Origin of the sequence: Streptomyces sp. NPDC088707 (assembly GCF_044752725.1) — a bacterium.
In the GTDB taxonomy this organism is placed as follows: Bacteria; Actinomycetota; Actinomycetes; order Streptomycetales; family Streptomycetaceae; genus Streptomyces.
Genome location: NZ_JBIVLV010000019.1, coordinates 1 through 18,879, shown reverse-complemented (window position 1 = coordinate 18,879; position 18,879 = coordinate 1). Strand labels below are relative to the sequence as shown.

Genomic DNA, 18,879 nt, shown 5'->3' with positions numbered 1-18,879 from the left:
TCGGGGGCCGGGGGCCGCGCCTCAGTCGTGGCCGGGACGCGTGCCGGCCCCGGTCCCGCGGGCCGGCCGCGCCCCCGGCTGCCGGGGCAGGAGGGTCTCGTCGGCGACCCGGGCGCGGTCGCCGGCGCCGGGCGGCGGCGCCAGGGCGATCCCCGCCCCGGTGAGGATGCCGAGGTCCAGCTCCCAGTCGTACCGGGAGCGGTCCTCCCAGACGGCGAACGCGGTCCTGACATGGTCCCGGGCCCGCGGCTCGCTCATCCCGGTGACCTTCACGAGGTGGGCGAACGCCCGGTCCTCGATGCCGCGCACCTGGGCGAGGCCGAAGTGGGTGACGGTGTGGCAGTCGGTGCAGAGGCAGATGAGCCGCTTGAGGGTCTGGACGCGGGTGGTGGCGTCGTAGGTCCATCGTTCATGGGCCTCCAGCCACCGCCGGGCCGCGCGGTCCTCACCCGCCCCGCAGGCCTCGCAGCGCTGCCCGGCCCGACCGGTGATCATCCGGCGGAGCCGTTCCCAGTCGGCCTGGGCCACGCAGGACCGGACGTTGGTGAACCAGCAGGTGCGCGGCACGAGGTCGACGAAGAGCCCGCTGCCGAGGGTGCGGTCCTCGCCGGGCAGCAGGTCGGGGACGGCGTCGGCGGCGGCCCAGCGCGCGAGTTCGGTCATTCCGGCCCGGGGTGCGAACCACCGCTTGGCGGCGGGGTCCCACCGGGCCCCGCCGCGCTTGGCCGCGTCCTTCTCGGCGTACGGCACGTCCAGCCAGACGCGTTCAACCGGCATGCGGAAACCCCCTGTTGGCCTCGGCCCGACGCGGGCACCCCCGCGCCATGGTGGCACGGGCGGCAGAGGCCGGCAGGGGGTTCGGGAAGGTGCGGGGTGCTACGAGGAGCGGGGCTGGGTGAAGCGCAGCATGTTGCCCGCCGGGTCGCGGAAGGCGCAGTCGCGGACGCCGTACGGCTGGTCGACCGGCTCCTGGAGGACTTCGCCGCCGGCCGCCCGGACGTGCTCGAAGGTGGCGTCGACGTCCTCGGTGGAGAAGATCACGCCGCGCAGCATGCCCTTGGCGAGCAGCTCGGCCACCGCCTGCCGGTCGGCGGGGGAGGCGTTGGGGTCGGCGAGCGGCGGTTCGAGGACGATCTCCACGTCCGGCTGCGCGGGGGACCCGACGGTCACCCAGCGCATCCCCTCGAAACCGACGTCGTTCCGTACTTCGAGGCCGAGGGCGTCGCGGTAGAAGGCGAGGGCCTTGTCGTGGTCGTCGACTGCGATGAAGCACTGCGAGAGCTTGACGTTCATGCCTTCGAAGCTACGGCGGACCACAGGATCCCGCTTCTCCGAAACTGATCGATGGGCGGAAGGACCGCGGGACCGCGGCACCGCAAGGCCGCGGGACCAGAGGCGGCTCGGTGGCTCAGGGCCTCCGCACCGGTCGCGTACGGACCTTCGCGACGCACGCGGGGATCGCGGCGCCGTCCTCGTGGCGGCGGGCCCGGTAGGCGGACGGCGTCTCGCCGACGAGATCGGTGAAGCGCGAGCTGAAGGACCCGAGCGAGGTGCATCCGACGGCGAAGCAGACGTCCGTGACGCTCATGTCACCCCGTCGGAGCAGTGCTTTGGCACGCTCGACCCGGCGGGTCATCAGGTAGCTGTACGGCGTCTCGCCGTAGGCGGCGCGGAAGCTGCGGGCGAAGTGCCCGGTCGACATGAGGGCGACGGAGGCGAGTGCGGGTACGTCGAGCGGCTGCGCGTAGTCGCGATCCATCACGTCCCGCGCGCGGCGCAGCCGTACCAGGTCCTCCAGCTCCACGCCCACCAGCATGGCACGGCGGGGCGGGAGGGGCCTCGGTCGACGGTGATGCGTCCCGCGGCCTCAGTCGAGGACCGCGGTGGCCTCGACCTCGACGAGGTGCTCGGGCACGTCGAGCGAGGCGACGCCGATCAGCGTGCCGGGCGGCACGGGGGTGACCCCGAGCGAGGCGGCCGCCCGGGCGATCCCCTCCAGGAGCAGGGGCATCTTGTCGGGGGTCCAGTCGACGACGTACACGGTCAGCTTCGCGACGTCGTCGAAGGAGGCGCCGACGCCGGCGAGGGCGGTGCCGACGTTGAGGTAGCACCGCTCGACCTGCGCGGCGAGGTCACCGGCGCCGACGGTGGCGCCGTCGGCGTCCCAGGCGACCTGGCCGGCGAGGAAGACCAGCTTCGAGCCGGTCGCGACCGACACCTGGCGGTAGACGTCCACGGTGGGGAGTCCGGTGGGGTTCACGAGGGTGATGGGCATGCGGTTCCTCCGTGGCAGAGCGGCGAGCAGGGTCGGTCTCTTGTGGTGACTCGGGAACCGTAAGAGAGTGTGCTCTGACATGGAAGAACGCACTTTTCGGTGACTGGGGAACCTGATGGTGACCAAGCAGTACAGCGGCTCGCCCGAGGACGCGGACCTGAGGCGCGCGGACTCCCTGGCGCGGGAGATCTTCTCCGACCTGGCCAACAAGTGGGCGTTCCTGATCGTCGAACAGCTCGGTGAGCGCACCCTGCGCTTCAGCGAGCTGCGGAACGGGATCGAGGGCATCAGCCACAAGATGCTCACCCAGAACCTGCGCATGCTGGAGCGTTACGGCCTGATCGACCGGACCGTGCACCCCGAGGTCCCGCCCCGCGTCGAGTACACCCTCACGGCGCCGGGCCGCGCGCTCCAGGCGACGATCGGCGGCATGTGCGACTGGACCCACCAGTACCTCGGCGCCATCGAGACGGCCCGCCGCCGCTTCGACACCCCGGCGGCCTGAGGGGCCGGAGGGAACGGAGGGGCGGCGTACGGGTTCCTCAGCTCGCGGAGGCGGACGCGGACACGTGCGCCAGCAGGCGGTCCAGCGGGCGGGGAACGTCGGCGAGGTCGAGGGCGTCGACGAGCGAGCGGGCGTACTGGCTCTTGCGGCCGCTGATGGTGCCCATGAAGCGCCGCAGCTGCCGCTCGACCTCCCGCTCCCGCTGGGCGGGCTGCTTCTGGAAGATGCGGAAGGCCCGCAGGTCGCCCTGGGCGTCGACGACCCGCTGCACCGACTCGGCGCCGAGGGAGCGGATCAGCTCCTCCTCCAGGTCGGCGTCGCACACGTAGAAGCCGAGCGGCTCCATGTCGGCGCGTGCGAGGTCGTGGCCGAGTCCCTCGCGTTCGAGCGCGCGGGAGAAGTGGCCCTCCTCACCTGCGTCGCACAGACCCGCCAGCGTGACGCCGAGCCCCTGAGGCCCGAGCAGGTGCACGAACCTGCCGATGTTGGTCGCCCCGCCGAGCGGAACGACGGCGATGCCCTCGGCGTCGAGGGAGCGGCCGTGCCGGGCCGCGAGCGCGTCGAGCGCGATGTGGTCGCTGACCCCCTCCACGAGCACGGCCGTACGCAGCTCGGTGCCGGCCGCGAGCTCGCGCGCGACCGCGGCGGCCGCCGAAGCCTCCGCGCCATCGGCCGCCCACTCCCTGACCGCCGCCCGGAAGCGCCCCGTCGTCGTCTTCATCGGCTCAGTCTCGCAGCAGCGACAGCGAAGATCACGGGGATTACGGGGGGCTGCCGCAAAGGGGCGACTCTTGCAAGCGGCTGCTTGCAATAGTTAGCAAAGGCTGGCATGGTCGGGGCATGGCATCGCTCAACGTCGGCAATCTCGGTGAGTACCTCCGCGAACAGCGGCGGACCGCGCAGCTGTCCCTGCGGCAGCTCGCCGACGCGGCCGGCGTGTCGAACCCGTACCTGAGTCAGATCGAGCGGGGGCTGCGGAAGCCCAGCGCCGAGGTGTTGCAGCAGGTCGCGAAGGCGCTGCGGATCTCCGCCGAGACGCTCTACGTACGGGCCGGGATCCTCGACGAGAAGGAGCGGGAGGAGCTGGAGACGCGCGCTGTCATCCTCGCCGATCCCTCGATCAACGAGCGGCAGAAGCAGGTGCTGCTCCAGATCTACGACTCCTTCCGCAAGGAGAACGCCGCAGAGGCGGCCGCGGCGGCCACCGGAGCCGGCGTCACCGAGAGCGCCGGAGCCACCGGAGCCGGCCTCACCGAGACCGCCGGAGCCACCGAGACCCCCGCGGGCGTCCCCGCCGCGGCCGCCGCCGAGCGGCCCGCCGACGCGCCCGATGCCTGACCGCCCTGAGCCCAGCGCTCGCTCGTACGTCACCACCGGGAGGACCACCAGCATGGCCATCATCGACGAACTGCGTACCCCTCTCTACTTCGCCGCCGGCACCGCGGACCTCGCCGTGCAGCAGGCCAAGAAGGTTCCCGGCCTGATCGAGCAGATCGCCGCCGAGGCGCCCGCCCGCATCGAGGCCGTACGGAACACCGACCCCAAGGCCGTGCAGGAGAAGGTGACCGCGCAGGCCAAGGAGGCCCAGGCCACCGTGCAGTCGAAGTTCGCCGATGTCGTCGGCGGTCTCGACACGGACCTCAAGAAGCTCGGCGAGACCGCCCAGGACCTCGCCCTGCGCGGCGTCGGCGTCGCCGCCGAGTACGCCGTGAAGGCGCGCGAGAAGTACGAGGAGGTCGCCGCCCACGGCGAGGAGGCCATCAAGGCCTGGCGCGGGGAGGTCGCCGAGGAGATCGTCGAGATCGCCGTCGTCGTCGAGCCGGATGAGACCAAGGCCGAGGAGCCGGTGGAGGCCTCCGCCGAGTCCGCCGCGTCCGAGCCCGCCGAGGCCAAGAAGGCGCCCGCCCGGAAGACCACCGCCCGCAAGGCTCCCGCCAAGAAGGCCGCCGTCGCCGCCGAGAAGGAGTAGTACCGGGCACCAATACGGGTACCTGGTGCGTTGAACCGGGTACCTTGACCGCGAGGCGCTCTTTCCCTCTTCTCTAGGCGGTGCTCAGCATGTTGCGCGCGGGATTCGACTCCCTCCTCTCCCTGGTGATGTTCCTGATCTTCACGGGCTTCGCCGTCGCCGCGCTCGTCTTCGCCGCCATGGCGCGCGAGGACGCCTACCGCGCCGCCGAGAAGCAGACGAAGAAGTTCTGGCTGATCATCCTGGGTATCAACCTCGCCCTGAACCTGCTCTTCCCGATGCTGTTCCTGCAGATCGCGGGCGTGATCGCGGCCATCGTCTTCATGGTCGACGTCCGCCCCGCGCTCCAGCAGGTGTCGGGTGGCGGAGGCGGCCGACGGGGCGGCGGCTCCAGCAGCGACGGACCGTACGGCCCGTACAACGGCGGCCGCTAGCCGCAAGCGGCGACGACAGCAGGGCCCGGGGTCATCCCCGGGCCCTGTCCCTTTCCAGGGCCAGGACGGCGACGTCGTCCGTCAGCTCGCCGCCGTTCAGGGACCGGACCTCCGTCACCGCGGCCTCCAGGAGCTCGTCGCCCCGCAGGCCCGAGGCCAGCTGCCGGTTGATCATGTCGACCATCCCGTCCTGGCCGAGCCGCGGCGAGCCGGGTCCTGCCGAGCGTCCCTCGATCAGTCCGTCCGTGTACATGAGCAGGCTCCACGCCCCGCCGAGCTCGACCTGCCGGCGCGGCCAGCGGGCGCGCGGCAGCAGTCCGAGTGCCGGGCCGCCGTCCTCGTAGGGAAGCAGCCGGGCCACCAGCCCCTGCCGGGCGATCAGCGGCGACGGGTGTCCGGCCAGGCAGAGGCCCGCGCGGCGGCCGTCGGGCGCGATGTCGACGGTGCAGAGGGTCGCGAAGATCTCCTCGCTCTCCCGCTCGTGCTCCAGGACCTGCTGCATCGTGGAGAGCAGCTCGTCCCCGCACAGCCCCGCGAAGGTCAGGGCGCGCCAGGCGATCCGCAGCTCGACGCCGAGCGCGGCCTCGTCGGGGCCGTGGCCGCACACGTCGCCGATCATGGCGTGGACGGTGCCGTCGGGCGTGCGGACCACGTCGTAGAAGTCGCCGCCGAGCAGCGCGCGCGAGCGGCCGGGCCGGTAGTGGGCCGCGAACCGGAGGTCGGAGCCCTCCAGGAGCGGCGTGGGGAGCAGTCCGCGCTCCAGGCGGGCGTTCTCCTGCGCGCGGAGCCGGGACTCGGCGAGCTTCACCTGGACGGCGTCGGCGCGCTTGCGCTCGACCGCGTACCGGATGGCCCGGCTGAGCAGCCGCCCGTCGAGTTCCTCGCGGAAGAGGTGGTCCTGGGCTCCGACGCGTACCGCCTCGGCCGCCAGCTCGGCGTCGGCGGAGGCCGCGAGCGCGAGGACGGCGTGGCGCGGGGCGAGCCGCAGGATGTGCCGCAGCGGGGCGAGCGGGTCGTCGCCCGCGGCGGCGCGGGGGCCGGGCAGGGACAGGTCGACGAGGACGCAGTGGACGTCGTCGGTGAGGAGCCGCTCGGCCTCGGTGAGGTTGCGGGCGGTGCGGATGCGGACCCGGGTGCCGGCGGCGTCGGCCGCGTCGAGCAGTTCGGGTACGGCGAGGGCACCCGCCGGGTCGTCCTCGACGACCAGGAGAGTGAGATCGGTGCGGTCGGTGCCTGTGACTGTGCCTGTCATAGCGGTGGCGTCCATGGCGGTGGCGTCCGTAGTGGCGACGTCGCCGGGTCCCGCAACGGCAGAGACGTTTCTCTGACGCGGTACGGATACGGGCATCGGTCCGGGTTTCCTTCCCTCCCCCCGAGGGTGCGCAGGGCGCCGGGTGGCGTCCCGCCCGTCCCGGACGATAGCGGTAGGGCGGTGCGCAGCGGAATGGCGATCAGCGGGTCGGCGTCCGCGTCGCGATTGGCATATGCCGCGGAAGGGGAGGTACTTGCCCCCGTACGGCGGACGGGGCGCCCCCGAGGCAATGAGAAAGGTCACGCCGGGGAGGCGCCCGCGGTTCCGCCACCGCGCGTGGACTGCGTCACGTCGGGGGGATCGAGGGCATGCGATGCCCGCCGTCGTACCGGCGGACGGTGACCCGTCACGTCGGGCGGACGGCGACCCGTCGTACCGTCGGACGACGAGCCGTCACGTCGGGCGGACGACGCCCAGGATCTCCATCGAGCCCGCGCCCGCGAGCGTCACGTCCCGGCCGGGGCGCGGGGCGTGCACGATCGTGCCGTTTCCGACGTACATCCCGATGTGGCTCGCGTCCTTGAAGTAGACGATCAGATCGCCGGGCCGCATGTCCTTGATGTCCACGCGCGGCAGCAGGCGCCACTGCTCCTGCGAGGTGCGCGGGATCGGCCGGCCCGCCGTGCCCCAGGCGAGCTGGGTCAGTCCCGAGCAGTCGTACGAGTCCGGTCCCTCCGCGCCCCACACGTACGGCTTGCCGATCTGCGCGGTCGCGAACTGGATCGCCTTCTTCGCCGCCGGCGTCGTGTCCCCCTTGAGGCCGGCCAGGACACCGGTGCCGAGCCAGGTCGTCTGGGCCCTGGACAGCTCCAGTTCCTCGAGCCGGCGCAGCCGCTCGCGCTCCTCGGCGGCGAGTTCGGACTCCAGCTTCTTCGCGGCGGCGATCTTGCCGTCGATCTCCTTCTTCGCCTGGGCCTGCCGTACGCGGTTGGCCTCCAGCTTGGTCCAGTTCACCCCCGCGTCCTTGGCGTAGACGTCCAACTGGGCCTGGGTGCGGGTCATTTCACCGAGCAGGTCCGTGGTGGCCTTCGCTCCGGCCTTGAGGCGTCCCGCGTTGTCGAGGAAGAGCTGGGGGTCGTTCGTGAGGACGAGCTGCGCGCCGTCGGGGAGTCCGCCGTTGCGGTACTGGGCGCGGGCGGTGGCGCCGGCCTTGGCCTTGAGGGCCTCGATCTTCTCGCGGCCCTCCACGATCATCACGGCGACCCGGACGATCTCGGCGGACTGCTCCTTCGTCTTCTCCTCCGCGAGGTTGTACGCGTCGGTGGCGACGGCGGCCTGCCGGTACAGGGTGTCTATCTCCTTGCGCACCTCCTCCAGGGTCTTCTTCGGAGGGGGCGGCGGGAGCGGTGCGGCGGCGGCCTGCAGGGTCAGCGCGGGCGAGGCCAGCACGGTCAAGGCGCAGATCATGGTGATCGCGGCGGTGGCGTGGCGGCGTCGGTTCACGAGCTCCCCCTCGAGTGACCAAATCTGATTTACCGTCAGTAACTTGGTGGTGACCTTGGCGATAGTGCCATGCGAAACCGTAAAGCAACAGGGGAAACCGGGGCCTGTCGGGCCTGCTCCCCCCCTCGGGGGACGAGGGATACGCGCGTGGCGTTCCCGGCGTACCGGAAATTCAGCGGCAGTTGGTGAAAGAGAGGTCTCGTTCCCTCACCACCGCGGCGCCAGCGCCTCCCACCGCACCGTCACCTCGCCCTGGCGCCACCGCCGGGGACCGTCCGTCAGCGGCCAGTCCGCCGCCAGGTCGCGGGCCGCGCGGATCCACCTCTGCCGCGCGCCGAGCGAGGCGTACGGGGCCGCCGCCGCCCACGCCCGGTCGAAGTCCCGCAGGAACGCGTGCACCGGCTCGCCCGGCACATTGCGGTGGATCAGCGCCTTCGGCAGCCGCTCCGCCAGGTCCGACGGCCGGTCGAGCGAGCCGAGCCGGGTCGCGAAGGTCACCGTCCGCGGCCCGCCCCCGTCGAGCGCGACCCAGACGTGCCGGCGCCCGATCTCGTCGCAGGTGCCCTCCACGAGCAGTCCGCCCGGGGCGAGCCGCCCGCGCAGCCGCTCCCAGACGGCCGCGACCTGCTCCTCGTCGTACTGGCGCAGCACGTTCGCCGCCCGGATCAGGGCGACCCGGCCGGGTACGGGCACCTCGAAGCCGCCGTGCACGAAGGAGAGGCCCTCGTGCTCGTACGGCTTCGCGGCCTCGACGCGGGCGGGCTCGATCTCGATGCCGTAGAGACGGGTGCGGGGTTCGGCGGTGCGCAGCCGGGCGAGCAGTTCGACGGCGGTCCAGGGGGCGGCCCCGTATCCGAGGTCCACGGCGAGCGGCGGCTCGGGGGAGCGGCGCAGGGCGGGCCCGTGGACGGCGGCGATCCAGCGGTCCATGCGGCGCAGCCGGTTGGGGTTGGTGGTCCCGCGGGTCGGGGTGCCGACGAGCGAAGCGGACTGGGGGTGCCCCCAGGCGGAGCTCCGGGGGCGGGTGGTGCGCGGGGCCATGCCGAAAGGTTACGGGGTGGGGGTGGGGGTGGCGCGCCCCGGCAATGAATTGGCAAAGTGGCGTCGCCGATGGAAATGAAAGGGTCCGTTCCGGTGTTGTCCCGGCCGGAGGGCGCACCACGCCCTCCGGCCGTCATGCCATGGCGCCGAGCTCGGCCGACCCGTCCGGGTCGACCTGCCCGGCCCGACCTGTTCGACTTGTTCAGCCCGACGTGCTCAGCCCGGACGTGTCGGACCCGATACGTTCGCCCCCGAGCGGAAGGACCGCCGACGTGAGCCAGTACGTGTCCCGGTTCGCCGGCACCCGGCACCGGCACCCGGCTCCGGCCCGACTCCGGCTCCCCGGCCGGAGCCGCACCCCGCGCCGCGTGGCCATGCTCAGCGTCCACACCTCCCCGCTGCACCAGCCCGGCACGGGCGACGCGGGCGGCATGAACGTCTACATCGTCGAGCTGGCGAAACGACTCGCCGCCATCGACATCGAGGTCGAGATATTCACCCGGGCCACCACCGGCGGCCTCCCGCCGGTCGTCGAGCTCACCCCCGGTGTCCTCGTCCGGCACGTCGACGCCGGTCCGTACGAGGGTCTGGCCAAGGAGGAGCTGCCCGCCCAGCTCTGTGCCTTCACGCACGGCGTGATGCAGGCATGGGCGGGGCACCGGCCCGGCCACTACGACCTGGTCCACTCCCACTACTGGCTCTCCGGCCACGTCGGCTGGCTGGCCGCCCAGCGCTGGGGTGTCCCGCTCGTCCACGCCATGCACACCATGGCGAAGGTCAAGAACGCGGCGCTCGCCGAGGGCGACACGCCCGAGCCCGCGGCCCGGGTGATCGGCGAGACGCAGATCGTCGACGCCGCCGACCGGCTGATCGCGAACACGGCCGAGGAGGCCGACGAGCTCGCCCGTTTCTACGACGCGGACCCCGGCAAGATCGCGGTCGTCCATCCGGGCGTCAACCTCGACCACTTCCGCCCGGCCGACGGCCGGGCCGCCGCCCGCGCCCGGCTGGGGCTGCCGCAGGACGCCTTCATCCCGGTCTTCGCCGGCCGCATCCAGCCGCTGAAGGCCCCGGACATCCTGCTGCGGGCCGCCGCGGAGCTCCTCGACCGGGACCCCTCGCTGCGCTCGCGCATGGTCGTTCCCGTGGTCGGCGGCCCGAGCGGCAGCGGTCTGGCGAAGCCGGAGGGGCTGCAGAAGCTGGCGGCCCGGCTGGGCATCGCGGACATCGTGCGCTTCCACCCGCCGGTGGGCCAGGACCGGCTCGCCGACTGGTTCCGGGCGGCGAGCGTCCTCGTCATGCCGTCGTACAGCGAGTCCTTCGGTCTGGTCGCGATCGAGGCGCAGGCGGCCGGCACCCCGGTCGTCGCGGCGGCGGTGGGCGGCCTGCCCGTGGCCGTTCGGGACGATGTGACCGGTTTCCTCGTCCAGGGGCACGACCCGGTGGACTACGCCCGGGCGCTCGGCCGCTTCGTGGCGGACCCGTCGCTCTCGGCGCGGATGGGTGCGGCCGCGGCGCTGCACGCCGGCTCGTTCGGCTGGGACACGGCGGCCTCGGGCACCGCGGACGTGTACACGGCCGCCGTGCACGACCATCGGCTGCGCGAGAACCGCCGTCGCGTACGCTCCCACCATGTCTGATCTTGAGGCCGTCCGGCGGACCGTCGAGGACACGTTCAAGGACGCGGAACTGGAGTGGGAGTCCCCGGAGCTGGGCTCCTACGTGGTCAAGCTCCCCGGCACGCGCAAGCTCTTCACCACGCTGTCGCTGCGCGTCGGACGCCATTCGCTCTCCCTCAACGCCTTCGTCATCCGCCACCCCGACGAGAACGAGGCCGGTGTCCACCGCTGGCTTCTGGAGCGCAACCTCAAGCTGTACGGGGTGGGTTACGCGATCGACGGCCTCGGCGACATCTACCTGGCCGGCAAGCTGCCGCTCTCCGCCGTGACGTCCGAGGAGCTGGACCGGCTCCTCGGCTCGGTCCTGGAGGCGGCGGACGGCGACTTCAACACGCTCCTGGAGCTGGGCTTCGCGTCGGCGATCCGGCGTGAGTACGAGTGGCGGGTCTCGCGCGGCGAGTCGACCCGGAACCTCGACGCGTTCAAGAACCTGATCCAGAAATCCGGTAGCTGACCTCTTCCCGCACGGTTCTTCCAGTGCCATGCTCACGCCCGACGCAGATCTGAACACCGTTCATATACATGAAAGGTTCAGGGGTATGGCACTGAGCAGAAGGCAGTTCGTCGGCGGCGCGGTGGCCGTCGCGGGAGCCGCGACCGCGGCACTCGGCACCACCGGCTTCACTGCCCCCACCCGCCCCGCGGGGCTCTGGCGGGAGTTCGAGGCCGCCCCCTGCACCCACCCCCAGATCCCGTACGTGGGCCGGGCCGGCGCCCACGGCGGCGCCCGCCGCGCACCCCGCCCCCGCGTCGTCGCCGACGCCCTCGCCCACGGGGCCACCCCCGACGGCTCGACCGACTCGGCGCCCGCGATCAACCGCGCCCTCGCGGAGGCGGGGGAGCGCGGCGGCGGCACGGTCCTCCTCCCGCCCGGCACGTACCGGATCGACGACTACCTGCGGATCGGCCACAGCGGTGTCGTCCTGCGCGGCGCCGGCTCCGGCCGTACGAGACTGCTCGCCACCCGGCACCTCACCGAACTGATCGGCCCCTACGGCTCCCGCTACGGCGGCGACAAGTCCTCCTGGTCCTGGGCCGGCGGCCTGATCTGGCTCTCCCCGCAGGCCCGGCACGCCTCCCTCGTCGCCGCGATACGGGACCGGGCCTGGCCCTTCGAGGGCTGGACCGGCAACAGGCGCGACGAATGGAGCACCCTCACGACCGTCCGCCCCGCCCGCCGGGGCGACCGCACGATCACGGTCGACGACCCCTCCGCCCTCCGACGAGGCCGACTCGTCATCCTCCGCCTCGCCGACGACGCCGACCACACGCTCCTGGAGCACATGGCGGGCGACGGCGCGGGCCCGCAGGCGTACGTCTGGGACGACAAGACCAAGCTGACCAGCTACGTCCCCTACGAATGGCCCGTGCGGATCACCGCCGTCCGCGGCCGGACGGTCACCCTGGAACGCCCGCTCCCGCTCGACGCCCGACCGGAGTGGGACCCCCGGCTCATCGCGGGGGCGGAGGCGCTCACCGACTCCGGGGTGGTGGGCCTGACCCTGGAGGCGGTCGAGACCCCGCAGTCCCCGCACCTCCTGGACAAGGGCTTCAACGGCGTCACCTTCCAGTGTGCGTACGACTGCTGGGCGGAGGACGTGGTGGTCCGGCACGTCGACAACGGCTTCGGGCTCGTCGCCGCCTCCGCCTGCACCCTGCGCCGCACCCGGGTGGAGGGCCGCGGCTCCCACCACCCGTACTTCTGCCGGGAGGGCGCGCACGACAACCTGGTCGAGGACTTCCGCATCGCGGCCCGTACGGTCCCCGCCCCGGCCGGCACCCAGCTCCACGGCATCAACGTCGAGGGCCTGTCCAGCCACAACGTCTGGTCGCGCGGGGTGATGGAGACGGGCACCTTCGACACCCACCGGGGCATGCCCTTCGCGAACGTACGGACCGAGATCACGGTCGAGAACGACGGCCGGCACGGCGGCGACGCCTCCGCCGGCCCCCTCTACGGGGCCCGGTTCACCCACTGGAACGTGACGGTGACGAACGGCCGGGCCGGTCTGGTGAAGATCGACACCATCGCCCCGTACAGCGCGACCGTCGGCATCAGCGAGGTCCGCGAGTTCGACCAGATCGACGTCCCGGACTTCACCGGCGAGCTCCACGCGCGCGTGGAGGCGTACGGCAGCCCGGGTGCGGTGCGCCCGGCGAACCTGTACGAGGCGCAGCGCGCGCTCAGCCGGCGGTAGCCGCGGCCAGGCCCGCCCGGTACTGCCCCGGTGTCGTGCCGAACTCCCGGCGGAAGGCGTGCGAGAGGGCGTACGGCGTGCTGTAGCCGACGCGGCGGGCGACGGCGGCCAACGGGTCCGGGGTGTCGCGGAGCAGGGCGGCGGCGCGGGTGAGCCGCCACCAGGTGAGGTACGCCATCGGGGGCCGGCCGACGAGCGCGGTGAAGCGGCGGGCCAGGGTGGGCCGGGAGACCCCGGCCTCGGCCGCGAGGAGTTCGATGGTCCAGGGGGCGGCCGGGTCGGTGTGCAGGGCCCGCAGGGCGGCGGCGGTCACCGGATCACCGAGGGCGGCCGGCCAGGTCCCGGCCGTGCCGACCCGCCTCCCCGGGGCGGCGTGCTCGGCCGTCCAGGACCGGATCATGTAGACGAGGAGCAGATCGAGCAGGCTCGGCAGGGCGACCCCGGAGCCGGGAAGCCGCTCGTCCACCTCGTGGCCGAGCAGGGCGATGGCGGAGCGGAGGCCGGGATCGACGCCGGCGGGGGCGCCGGGACCGCAGGTGCCGTCGGTGCCGCCTCGGCTGTCGGAGCTGTCGGAGCTGTCGGAGCGGTCGGTCCGGCCGGCACGGCCGGTGCGGTCGGTCCGGTTCGGCAGATGGAGGAGCGCGGGGAGCTCCGCGAGGAGCGGGTGGACGTGGCTCCGGTCGAGCCGGTACTTGCCGCACAGCATCTCCACCACGGCGCCGTCCCCGGGGCCGGAGGGCTCCGTCCTCCGCGGCCGCGACCCGGTCCCGGCCCGCCACCGCTCGAAGGGAACGGCGCGCGCGAGCCGCGCCGCGTCGGCCGGCCCGTCGGCGATCACGTGCCCGGTCCCGTGCGGCAGCAGGACGGCGTCGCCCGGGCCGAGTTCGATCGCGTCGCCGCCGTCGGGCAGCAGCCAGCAGTGCCCCTCCAGGACGACGTGGAAGCCCGCGCCGTCGTACGCGGCGAGGCGGGTGCACCAGCTCCCGGCGACCCGCACCCGCTGGGAGGAGGGCCGCCCGATCCGCACCGCCGAGATCGCGTCGCTCACCACGTCCATCGCGCCAGCGTAGCCCTGCCCGCCCGGCCGACGGCCTCCACGGTGAGACGTACGCGTATCCGGTGGAGCCGTAGGTGCATTGAGAGGCTCATCGGAGCTCCCTAACGTCGACGGCATGACACAGGAGAGCGCGCAGCGCATGGTGGTGGGGGACGTCGAGGTCATCCGGGTCGTCGAGTGGCAGGGGCCGTTCGCGGCCGCCGGCGAGCTGGTCCCCTCGGCCGGCGAGGAGACCTGGAAGGACAACGAGGACTGGCTGGCGCCTGACCACTGGGACCCGCAGAGCGACCGGGCGGTCATGGCGCTGCAGACATGGGTGCTGCGCAGCGGGGGACGGACGATCCTGGTCGACACCGGGGTGGGCAACGGGCGCGAGCGGCCCGGCTCGCCGCAGTTCCACCACTGGCAGGGGGACTTCCTCGGCCACCTGGAACGGGCCGGGGTCCGCCCCGAGGACGTGGACGTCGTCGTCAACACCCACATCCACGCCGACCACGTCGGCTGGAACACCCGGGCCGCCGACGGCACCGACGGCGGCGGTGACAGCGGCGGCGGGGAGTGGGTGCCGACCTTCCCCCACGCCGAGTACCTCGTACCGGCGGCGGACGACGCCCACTTCGGGCCGGACAACGCCTACGGCGGCGGCCGGAGCCAGAGCGACCGGTTCGTCTACGAGGACAGCGTCGCGCCCCTCCACCGCGCGGGCCGGATCGTGCTCTGGGACGGCCACCACCGCATCGACGAGCACCTCACCCTGGAGTCCGCGCCCGGCCACACGCCCGGATCGGCCGTGCTGAGGCTCGCGTCGGCGGGGGAGCGGGCGGTCTTCGTCGGGGACCTGCTGCACAGTCCCGTACAGATCCTCGACCCCGCGCACAACAGCTGCTTCTGCCTGGACGCGCGAGGGGCGTCGGCGAGCCGCCGCCGCATCCTCGGACGGGCCGCGGACGAGCGGGAGCTGGTCGTGCCCGCGCACTTCGGCGGGTCGGGCATCGCCGAAGTGCGCAGGGAGGGGAGCGGGTTCGGGCTCCTCGGGAGGGAGCCCCGGGTCAGGCGGTGACGGGGGACTTCCCGGCGGGGTCGACGTCGCCGAGGCCCTTGCCGGGCTCGACGACGAGGCCGGGCTCGACGGCGGCGTCGATGACCGCGTCGACGCCGCTGTCGGTGCTGATGCCGCTGTCGGCGTCACGGTCGATGTCGATGTCGTCGTCGAGGGTCTTGCGCAGCCGCACGGTGTAGCCGACGGCGGCCAGGACGCCGATGGCGAAGGTCGCGGCCCAGAGGACGTTCGGGCCGGGGCCGCCGACGATGGCGCCGGCGCCGATCGGGGCGACGAAACCGGCCACGGCCCAGGACATGCCCATGACGCCCTGGTAGCGGCCGCGGGCGTGCTCGGGGGCGAGGCGGGCGGTGGCGGCGGCGTTGGTCGGGACGTGGATCATCTCGCCGACGGTCCAGACGACGACGGTCGCGGCGAAGGCCACCACGGACGAGCCCGCGAGGGCGGTTGCGCCGGTGCCGAGGGCGAAGAGAAGAGAGGAGAGGGTCAGCAGGAGGACGGGGGAGCGCTTGTCGGTCACCTTGTTGACGAGCAGCTGGAAACCGACGATCACGATGCCGTTGACGGCGATGACGACGCCGTAGGACGAGGGCGAGAGGCCCTTGTCCGCCATGGTGAGGGGGAGGCCGATCCAGGGGGCGGTGAAGACGAGGCAGACGAAGAGGTTGAGGAGCACGAGGGTGCGGAACGGCGCGTCGCGCAGCACGGTGAGCATGCTGACCTTGGCCTCGACGACCGGCTTGCCGGCCTTGTCGGTCCGGGCCTCGGGACGGGTCTCGGGGAGGCGGAGGAAGACGATCAGGGCGCACAGCGTGGTGGCGACGGCGTCGACGACGAACAGCGTCCGGTACCCGAGGAAGATCGCGGCGCCGCCGCCGATGGAGGCGATGGCGAAGCCGAGGTTCAGGGCCCAGTAGTTGAGGGCGTAGGCCCGGCGCACGTCGTGGGCGGGGACCATGTCGGCGATCGTGGCGTTGATCGACGGGCGGACGGCCTGCATCGCGACGCCCATGAGGAGCACGACCGTCGCGATGGCCCAGGCGCTGGTGACGACGGCGAGGGCGGCGGCGGACGCGGCGGCCGCGAGGTGCATGGTGACCATGGTGGGGCGGCGGCCCCAGCGGTCGGTGAGCGCGCCGCCGAGCGGGGAGCCGGCGACCCCGCCGAGGCCGTGGAGGGCGACGACGAGTCCGGCGAACCACGCCGAGTGCCCGAGTTCCACCGTCAGATAGAGGGAGAGGAACGTCAGGACGAAAGCCCCGGTCCGATTGACCAGGGTCGACAGCCACAGCCACCAGAAGCCTTGCGGGAGGCCGGAGACGGTCGCGCTGGCTGATCGTCTGAGCGAGTCGATGGACATGTGTGGCCGGCCCCCTGCTATCTGTAAGTCCCTCTTACGGCTCTCGTAACTTACGCATCTCATGTGCCGGACGCCAGCGGATTGACGACGCGCGTCAATCGTCAGAGGTCCATTAGGCTCGTACGCATGGCCGACGCACCGTACAAGCTGATCCTCCTCCGCCATGGCGAGAGCGAGTGGAACGAGAAGAATCTGTTCACCGGTTGGGTGGACGTGAACCTCACCGCGAAGGGTGAGAAGGAGGCGACGCGCGGCGGCGAGCTGCTCAAGGACGCCGGCCTGCTCCCCGACGTACTGCACACCTCCCTCCAGAAGCGCGCCATCCGCACCGCCCAGCTCGCGCTGGAGTCGGCGGACCGCCACTGGATCCCGGTGAACCGCTCGTGGCGCCTCAACGAGCGCCACTACGGCGCCCTCCAGGGCAAGGACAAGGCCCAGACGCTCGCCGAGTTCGGCGAGGAGCAGTTCATGCTGTGGCGCCGCTCGTACGACACCCCGCCGCCGCCGCTCTCGGACGACAGCGAGTTCTCGCAGGCGCACGACGCGCGCTACGCGACGATCCCGCCGGAGCTGCGCCCGGACACCGAGTGCCTGAAGGACGTCGTGGAGCGCATGCTCCCGTACTGGTACGACGCGATCGTCCCGGACCTCCTGTCGGGCCGCACGGTCCTGATCGCGGCCCACGGCAACAGCCTCCGCGCGCTGGTGAAGCACCTCGACGGCATCTCGGACGAGGCCATCGCGGGCCTCAACATCCCGACGGGCATCCCGCTCGCCTACGAGCTGGACGAGAACTTCAAGCCCCTCAACCCGGGCGGCACCTACCTCGACCCGGAGGCCGCGGCAGCGGCGATCGAGGCGGTCAAGAACCAGGGCAAGAAGTAGCCCTACACGCGATCAAGGCCCCCGCCCGCGGTTTCCCCGCGGGTGGGGGCCTTGTTCATGCCCCCGGGTCGGCTGTGTCTCGTCAGAGGGGTGGCGGGGCCTCCTCGGATCCTTCGTCCGGACGGGGCGAGAGCCGGCCGCCTTCGTCGTGCGTGGTGGCGCCCGGAAGGCCGATCAGCGGGAAGGTGTGGGATGCGGCGACGTCACGCGCGTACGGGAACCCGTTCCACCGCAGTGCCCACCGGTCGCCGGCACCCCGCAGCCGCTTCCCGTAACGTTCCGCGCTGCGGCATCCGGACAGTGACAACGCCCCCTTGTCAGAGGGCGGTTGTACGTTCGCGAGCGGCGGTGTCGTGGCGCCGGGCGCCCTGATCGGGAACGCGCAGCGGATGATCGATCTGTCGGTCTCGGACGGATAGCCCTCGTGCGGCGGGGGTGTTCGGCCGGACGGGTGAGGGGGAAACCTTCCGGCGTGCGCTCCCCGCATGGCGGCGGAGGCATGGTGAAAGAGGTGCAGGTGAAACCGCTCCTCCACACCGGAATCGAGAAGAAACGTGCGTCTCCGGCACTCCTTCGCCGCCGCTTGCGGCGCCCTTGCCCTCACCGCCACCCTGGCCACGCCCGCCCACGCCGCGACCGGCGAGTTCCACTACCGGTTCATCGGCATCACCGGAGAGCCGCAGACCGGCACGCTGCTCGATCCGGCGAGCCGAGAGTGCGTCACGATCCCCGAGGCCGCCGACCCCGACGCCTCCGAGCCCGCTTTCGCGCCGCACAACGACACCGACGAGTTCGCGATCGTCTTCACCGAGCCCGACTGCACGGGCGACTCCTGGACCTTGCGCCCCCACGGCCGACCCGCCTCGGAGCGGCTGAAGCTCCGTTCCGTGGTGTTCGGGGGCTAGGCCCCCTGTCGTCACACTCCCGTCTGCCCCGCGACGGGAGTGTGACGACAGGGCCTAGGACGCGGAACGCGAGCGGGCGGCGGCCCGGACCGGGCAGGCCCGCCGCCGCCCCTCGCGCCCGGATCAATCGGCGCGACGACCGCCCACGATTCCGCTACCGTCCGGGCCATGACCACCGCACTCCGCCTGGAGAAGATCACCCCCGCCACCATCGACGCCGCCCTCGCCCTGCGCGTCCACCCCCATCAGGAGCGGAACGTCGCTCCCGTCTCGACCTCCCTCGCCGAGGCCTACGCCTTCGGGGACGTCGTCTGGCCGCGGCTGATCTTCGACGGGGACGAGCTCGTCGGTTTCCTGATGGCCTTCGTCGACATCCAGTGGAACGCGAAGAAGGACCCCGACGACCGGCGCAGCGGCCTCTGGCGGCTCAACATCGCCGCCGACAAGCAGGGCAAGGGATACGGCGGCTTCGCCGTCGAAGCCGTCCGCGACGAGCTGCGCCGGCGCGGCGCCTCGCAGCTGTACGTCACCTGGGAACCCGGCGAGGACGGGCCCGGCGCCTTCTACGACCGTCTCGGCTTCCGTACGACGGGGGAGACCAGCGGCGACCAGACCGTCGGCGTTCTGGACATATAGCGCGAGCGGAGGGGTGGGGTGGGGCCCCCCCCCCCCCCCCCCCCCCCCCCCCCCCAAAACCCCCCCCCCCCCCCCCCCCCCGGGCGCCGTGACGGGTACAAACCGCCAAAGGGGGTTGCC

Annotated in this window: 21 protein-coding genes; 11 read left to right on the top strand and 10 right to left on the bottom strand. The window is 72.7% G+C overall.

The features are described 5' to 3' along the window. Nucleotides 1-21: 21 nt before the first annotated feature. From ACIP84_RS37155 to ACIP84_RS37140, 4 genes are all read right to left on the bottom strand, one after another. Nucleotides 22-777: a DUF5710 domain-containing protein gene (locus ACIP84_RS37155; protein WP_401804544.1), complete on the bottom strand. Its 756-nt coding sequence runs from the start codon at nt 775-777 to the stop codon at nt 22-24. A gap of 99 nt (nt 778-876) precedes the next feature. Next, nucleotides 877-1,293, bottom strand: coding sequence for a VOC family protein (locus tag ACIP84_RS37150; RefSeq protein ID WP_266967640.1), 417 nt, complete (start codon nt 1,291-1,293; stop codon nt 877-879). A gap of 115 nt (nt 1,294-1,408) precedes the next feature. Continuing rightward, nucleotides 1,409-1,804 carry a helix-turn-helix domain-containing protein gene (locus tag ACIP84_RS37145; RefSeq protein WP_401804541.1) on the bottom strand — a complete coding sequence of 132 codons (396 nt, stop codon included), beginning with the start codon at nt 1,802-1,804 and terminating at the stop codon, nt 1,409-1,411. Nucleotides 1,805-1,867: 63 nt separating this feature from the next. After that, complete coding sequence (locus ACIP84_RS37140; RefSeq protein WP_401804539.1) at nt 1,868-2,275, bottom strand: RidA family protein; 408 nt, start codon at nt 2,273-2,275, stop codon at nt 1,868-1,870. 115 nt (nt 2,276-2,390) lie between these two features. On the opposite strand from ACIP84_RS37140, the gene ACIP84_RS37135 reads away from it, so the two are divergent. Beyond that, nucleotides 2,391-2,780: a winged helix-turn-helix transcriptional regulator gene (locus ACIP84_RS37135; protein WP_401804537.1), complete on the top strand. Its 390-nt coding sequence runs from the start codon at nt 2,391-2,393 to the stop codon at nt 2,778-2,780. Between the two features lie 37 nt (nt 2,781-2,817). On the opposite strand, the gene ACIP84_RS37130 is transcribed toward ACIP84_RS37135, so the two are convergent. Continuing rightward, complete coding sequence (locus tag ACIP84_RS37130) at nt 2,818-3,501, bottom strand: ATP-dependent endonuclease (RefSeq protein ID WP_355964383.1); 684 nt, start codon at nt 3,499-3,501, stop codon at nt 2,818-2,820. A 119-nt stretch (nt 3,502-3,620) separates the two neighbouring features. On the opposite strand from ACIP84_RS37130, the gene ACIP84_RS37125 reads away from it, so the two are divergent. The 3 genes from ACIP84_RS37125 to ACIP84_RS37115 all read left to right on the top strand — a co-directional run bounded on the left by ACIP84_RS37125 (nt 3,621) and on the right by ACIP84_RS37115 (nt 5,183). Then, on the top strand, nt 3,621-4,118 hold the full coding sequence (locus ACIP84_RS37125) for a helix-turn-helix domain-containing protein (RefSeq protein WP_401804534.1): 498 nt from the start codon (nt 3,621-3,623) through the stop codon (nt 4,116-4,118). 52 nt (nt 4,119-4,170) lie between these two features. Further along, the gene (locus tag ACIP84_RS37120) at nt 4,171-4,749 is read left to right on the top strand and encodes a hypothetical protein (protein WP_401804531.1); all 579 of its coding nucleotides are present in this window, start codon (nt 4,171-4,173) and stop codon (nt 4,747-4,749) included. 89 nt (nt 4,750-4,838) lie between these two features. After that, the gene (locus ACIP84_RS37115) at nt 4,839-5,183 is read left to right on the top strand and encodes a DUF2516 family protein (RefSeq protein WP_055600520.1); all 345 of its coding nucleotides are present in this window, start codon (nt 4,839-4,841) and stop codon (nt 5,181-5,183) included. A 31-nt stretch (nt 5,184-5,214) separates the two neighbouring features. Here ACIP84_RS37115 and ACIP84_RS37110 read toward each other — a convergent pair whose 3' ends face one another. The 3 genes from ACIP84_RS37110 to ACIP84_RS37100 all read right to left on the bottom strand — a co-directional run bounded on the left by ACIP84_RS37110 (nt 5,215) and on the right by ACIP84_RS37100 (nt 8,979). Further along, on the bottom strand, nt 5,215-6,450 hold the full coding sequence (locus tag ACIP84_RS37110) for a PP2C family protein-serine/threonine phosphatase (protein WP_401804529.1): 1,236 nt from the start codon (nt 6,448-6,450) through the stop codon (nt 5,215-5,217). Between the two features lie 438 nt (nt 6,451-6,888). Beyond that, nucleotides 6,889-7,938, bottom strand: coding sequence for a C40 family peptidase (locus tag ACIP84_RS37105; protein WP_355964387.1), 1,050 nt, complete (start codon nt 7,936-7,938; stop codon nt 6,889-6,891). A gap of 207 nt (nt 7,939-8,145) precedes the next feature. After that, nucleotides 8,146-8,979 carry a class I SAM-dependent methyltransferase gene (locus ACIP84_RS37100; protein WP_401804526.1) on the bottom strand — a complete coding sequence of 278 codons (834 nt, stop codon included), beginning with the start codon at nt 8,977-8,979 and terminating at the stop codon, nt 8,146-8,148. 272 nt (nt 8,980-9,251) lie between these two features. Between ACIP84_RS37100 and mshA the strand changes: the two genes are divergently transcribed. The 3 genes from mshA (at nt 9,252) to ACIP84_RS37085 (ending at nt 12,856) form a co-directional block, all read left to right on the top strand. After that, on the top strand, nt 9,252-10,619 hold the full coding sequence (mshA, locus tag ACIP84_RS37095) for a D-inositol-3-phosphate glycosyltransferase (protein WP_401804524.1): 1,368 nt from the start codon (nt 9,252-9,254) through the stop codon (nt 10,617-10,619). Continuing rightward, complete coding sequence (locus ACIP84_RS37090) at nt 10,612-11,112, top strand: YbjN domain-containing protein (RefSeq protein WP_401804522.1); 501 nt, start codon at nt 10,612-10,614, stop codon at nt 11,110-11,112. Before mshA ends, ACIP84_RS37090 begins: the two co-directional genes overlap by 8 nt. Nucleotides 11,113-11,197: 85 nt before the next feature. Then, complete coding sequence (locus ACIP84_RS37085) at nt 11,198-12,856, top strand: glycosyl hydrolase family 28-related protein (protein ID WP_401804519.1); 1,659 nt, start codon at nt 11,198-11,200, stop codon at nt 12,854-12,856. On the opposite strand, the gene ACIP84_RS37080 is transcribed toward ACIP84_RS37085, so the two are convergent. Next, nucleotides 12,843-13,913, bottom strand: coding sequence for an AraC family transcriptional regulator (locus ACIP84_RS37080; RefSeq protein ID WP_401804518.1), 1,071 nt, complete (start codon nt 13,911-13,913; stop codon nt 12,843-12,845). The genes ACIP84_RS37085 and ACIP84_RS37080 overlap by 14 nt on opposite strands. A gap of 115 nt (nt 13,914-14,028) precedes the next feature. On the opposite strand from ACIP84_RS37080, the gene ACIP84_RS37075 reads away from it, so the two are divergent. Then, nucleotides 14,029-14,973 (top strand): MBL fold metallo-hydrolase, encoded by a 945-nt coding sequence (locus tag ACIP84_RS37075; protein ID WP_401804515.1) that lies wholly within the window; start codon nt 14,029-14,031, stop codon nt 14,971-14,973. Here ACIP84_RS37075 and ACIP84_RS37070 read toward each other — a convergent pair. Next, nucleotides 14,963-16,333, bottom strand: a complete 1,371-nt coding sequence (locus tag ACIP84_RS37070) for an MDR family MFS transporter (RefSeq protein WP_401804512.1) — start codon at nt 16,331-16,333, stop codon at nt 14,963-14,965. The two genes, ACIP84_RS37075 and ACIP84_RS37070, sit on opposite strands and share 11 nt — an antisense overlap. Before the next feature lie 126 nt (nt 16,334-16,459). On the opposite strand from ACIP84_RS37070, the gene ACIP84_RS37065 reads away from it, so the two are divergent. The 3 genes from ACIP84_RS37065 (at nt 16,460) to ACIP84_RS37055 (ending at nt 18,759) form a co-directional block, all read left to right on the top strand. Then, nucleotides 16,460-17,218: a phosphoglyceromutase gene (locus ACIP84_RS37065; protein WP_030323222.1), complete on the top strand. Its 759-nt coding sequence runs from the start codon at nt 16,460-16,462 to the stop codon at nt 17,216-17,218. A 554-nt stretch (nt 17,219-17,772) separates the two neighbouring features. Continuing rightward, the gene (locus ACIP84_RS37060) at nt 17,773-18,123 is read left to right on the top strand and encodes a hypothetical protein (RefSeq protein WP_401804510.1); all 351 of its coding nucleotides are present in this window, start codon (nt 17,773-17,775) and stop codon (nt 18,121-18,123) included. A gap of 168 nt (nt 18,124-18,291) precedes the next feature. Further along, nucleotides 18,292-18,759 carry a GNAT family N-acetyltransferase gene (locus tag ACIP84_RS37055; RefSeq protein WP_401804508.1) on the top strand — a complete coding sequence of 156 codons (468 nt, stop codon included), beginning with the start codon at nt 18,292-18,294 and terminating at the stop codon, nt 18,757-18,759. The last annotated feature ends 120 nt before the right edge of the window (nt 18,760-18,879 follow it).

What these genes read in the sequence shown, in the direction of transcription:
- ACIP84_RS37155 (WP_401804544.1), bottom strand. Translation starts at nt 777, where the DNA reads ATGCCGGTTGAACGCGTCTGGCTGGACGTGCCGTACGCCGAGAAGGAC.
- ACIP84_RS37150 (WP_266967640.1), bottom strand. Translation starts at nt 1,293, where the DNA reads ATGAACGTCAAGCTCTCGCAGTGCTTCATCGCAGTCGACGACCACGAC.
- ACIP84_RS37140 (WP_401804539.1), bottom strand. Translation starts at nt 2,275, where the DNA reads ATGCCCATCACCCTCGTGAACCCCACCGGACTCCCCACCGTGGACGTC.
- ACIP84_RS37135 (WP_401804537.1), top strand. Translation starts at nt 2,391, where the DNA reads ATGGTGACCAAGCAGTACAGCGGCTCGCCCGAGGACGCGGACCTGAGG.
- ACIP84_RS37130 (WP_355964383.1), bottom strand. Translation starts at nt 3,501, where the DNA reads ATGAAGACGACGACGGGGCGCTTCCGGGCGGCGGTCAGGGAGTGGGCG.
- ACIP84_RS37125 (WP_401804534.1), top strand. Translation starts at nt 3,621, where the DNA reads ATGGCATCGCTCAACGTCGGCAATCTCGGTGAGTACCTCCGCGAACAG.
- ACIP84_RS37120 (WP_401804531.1), top strand. Translation starts at nt 4,171, where the DNA reads ATGGCCATCATCGACGAACTGCGTACCCCTCTCTACTTCGCCGCCGGC.
- ACIP84_RS37115 (WP_055600520.1), top strand. Translation starts at nt 4,839, where the DNA reads ATGTTGCGCGCGGGATTCGACTCCCTCCTCTCCCTGGTGATGTTCCTG.
- ACIP84_RS37110 (WP_401804529.1), bottom strand. Translation starts at nt 6,450, where the DNA reads ATGGACGCCACCGCTATGACAGGCACAGTCACAGGCACCGACCGCACC.
- ACIP84_RS37100 (WP_401804526.1), bottom strand. Translation starts at nt 8,979, where the DNA reads ATGGCCCCGCGCACCACCCGCCCCCGGAGCTCCGCCTGGGGGCACCCC.
- ACIP84_RS37090 (WP_401804522.1), top strand. Translation starts at nt 10,612, where the DNA reads ATGTCTGATCTTGAGGCCGTCCGGCGGACCGTCGAGGACACGTTCAAG.
- ACIP84_RS37085 (WP_401804519.1), top strand. Translation starts at nt 11,198, where the DNA reads ATGGCACTGAGCAGAAGGCAGTTCGTCGGCGGCGCGGTGGCCGTCGCG.
- ACIP84_RS37080 (WP_401804518.1), bottom strand. Translation starts at nt 13,913, where the DNA reads ATGGACGTGGTGAGCGACGCGATCTCGGCGGTGCGGATCGGGCGGCCC.
- ACIP84_RS37075 (WP_401804515.1), top strand. Translation starts at nt 14,029, where the DNA reads ATGACACAGGAGAGCGCGCAGCGCATGGTGGTGGGGGACGTCGAGGTC.
- ACIP84_RS37070 (WP_401804512.1), bottom strand. Translation starts at nt 16,333, where the DNA reads ATGTCCATCGACTCGCTCAGACGATCAGCCAGCGCGACCGTCTCCGGC.
- ACIP84_RS37065 (WP_030323222.1), top strand. Translation starts at nt 16,460, where the DNA reads ATGGCCGACGCACCGTACAAGCTGATCCTCCTCCGCCATGGCGAGAGC.
- ACIP84_RS37055 (WP_401804508.1), top strand. Translation starts at nt 18,292, where the DNA reads ATGACCACCGCACTCCGCCTGGAGAAGATCACCCCCGCCACCATCGAC.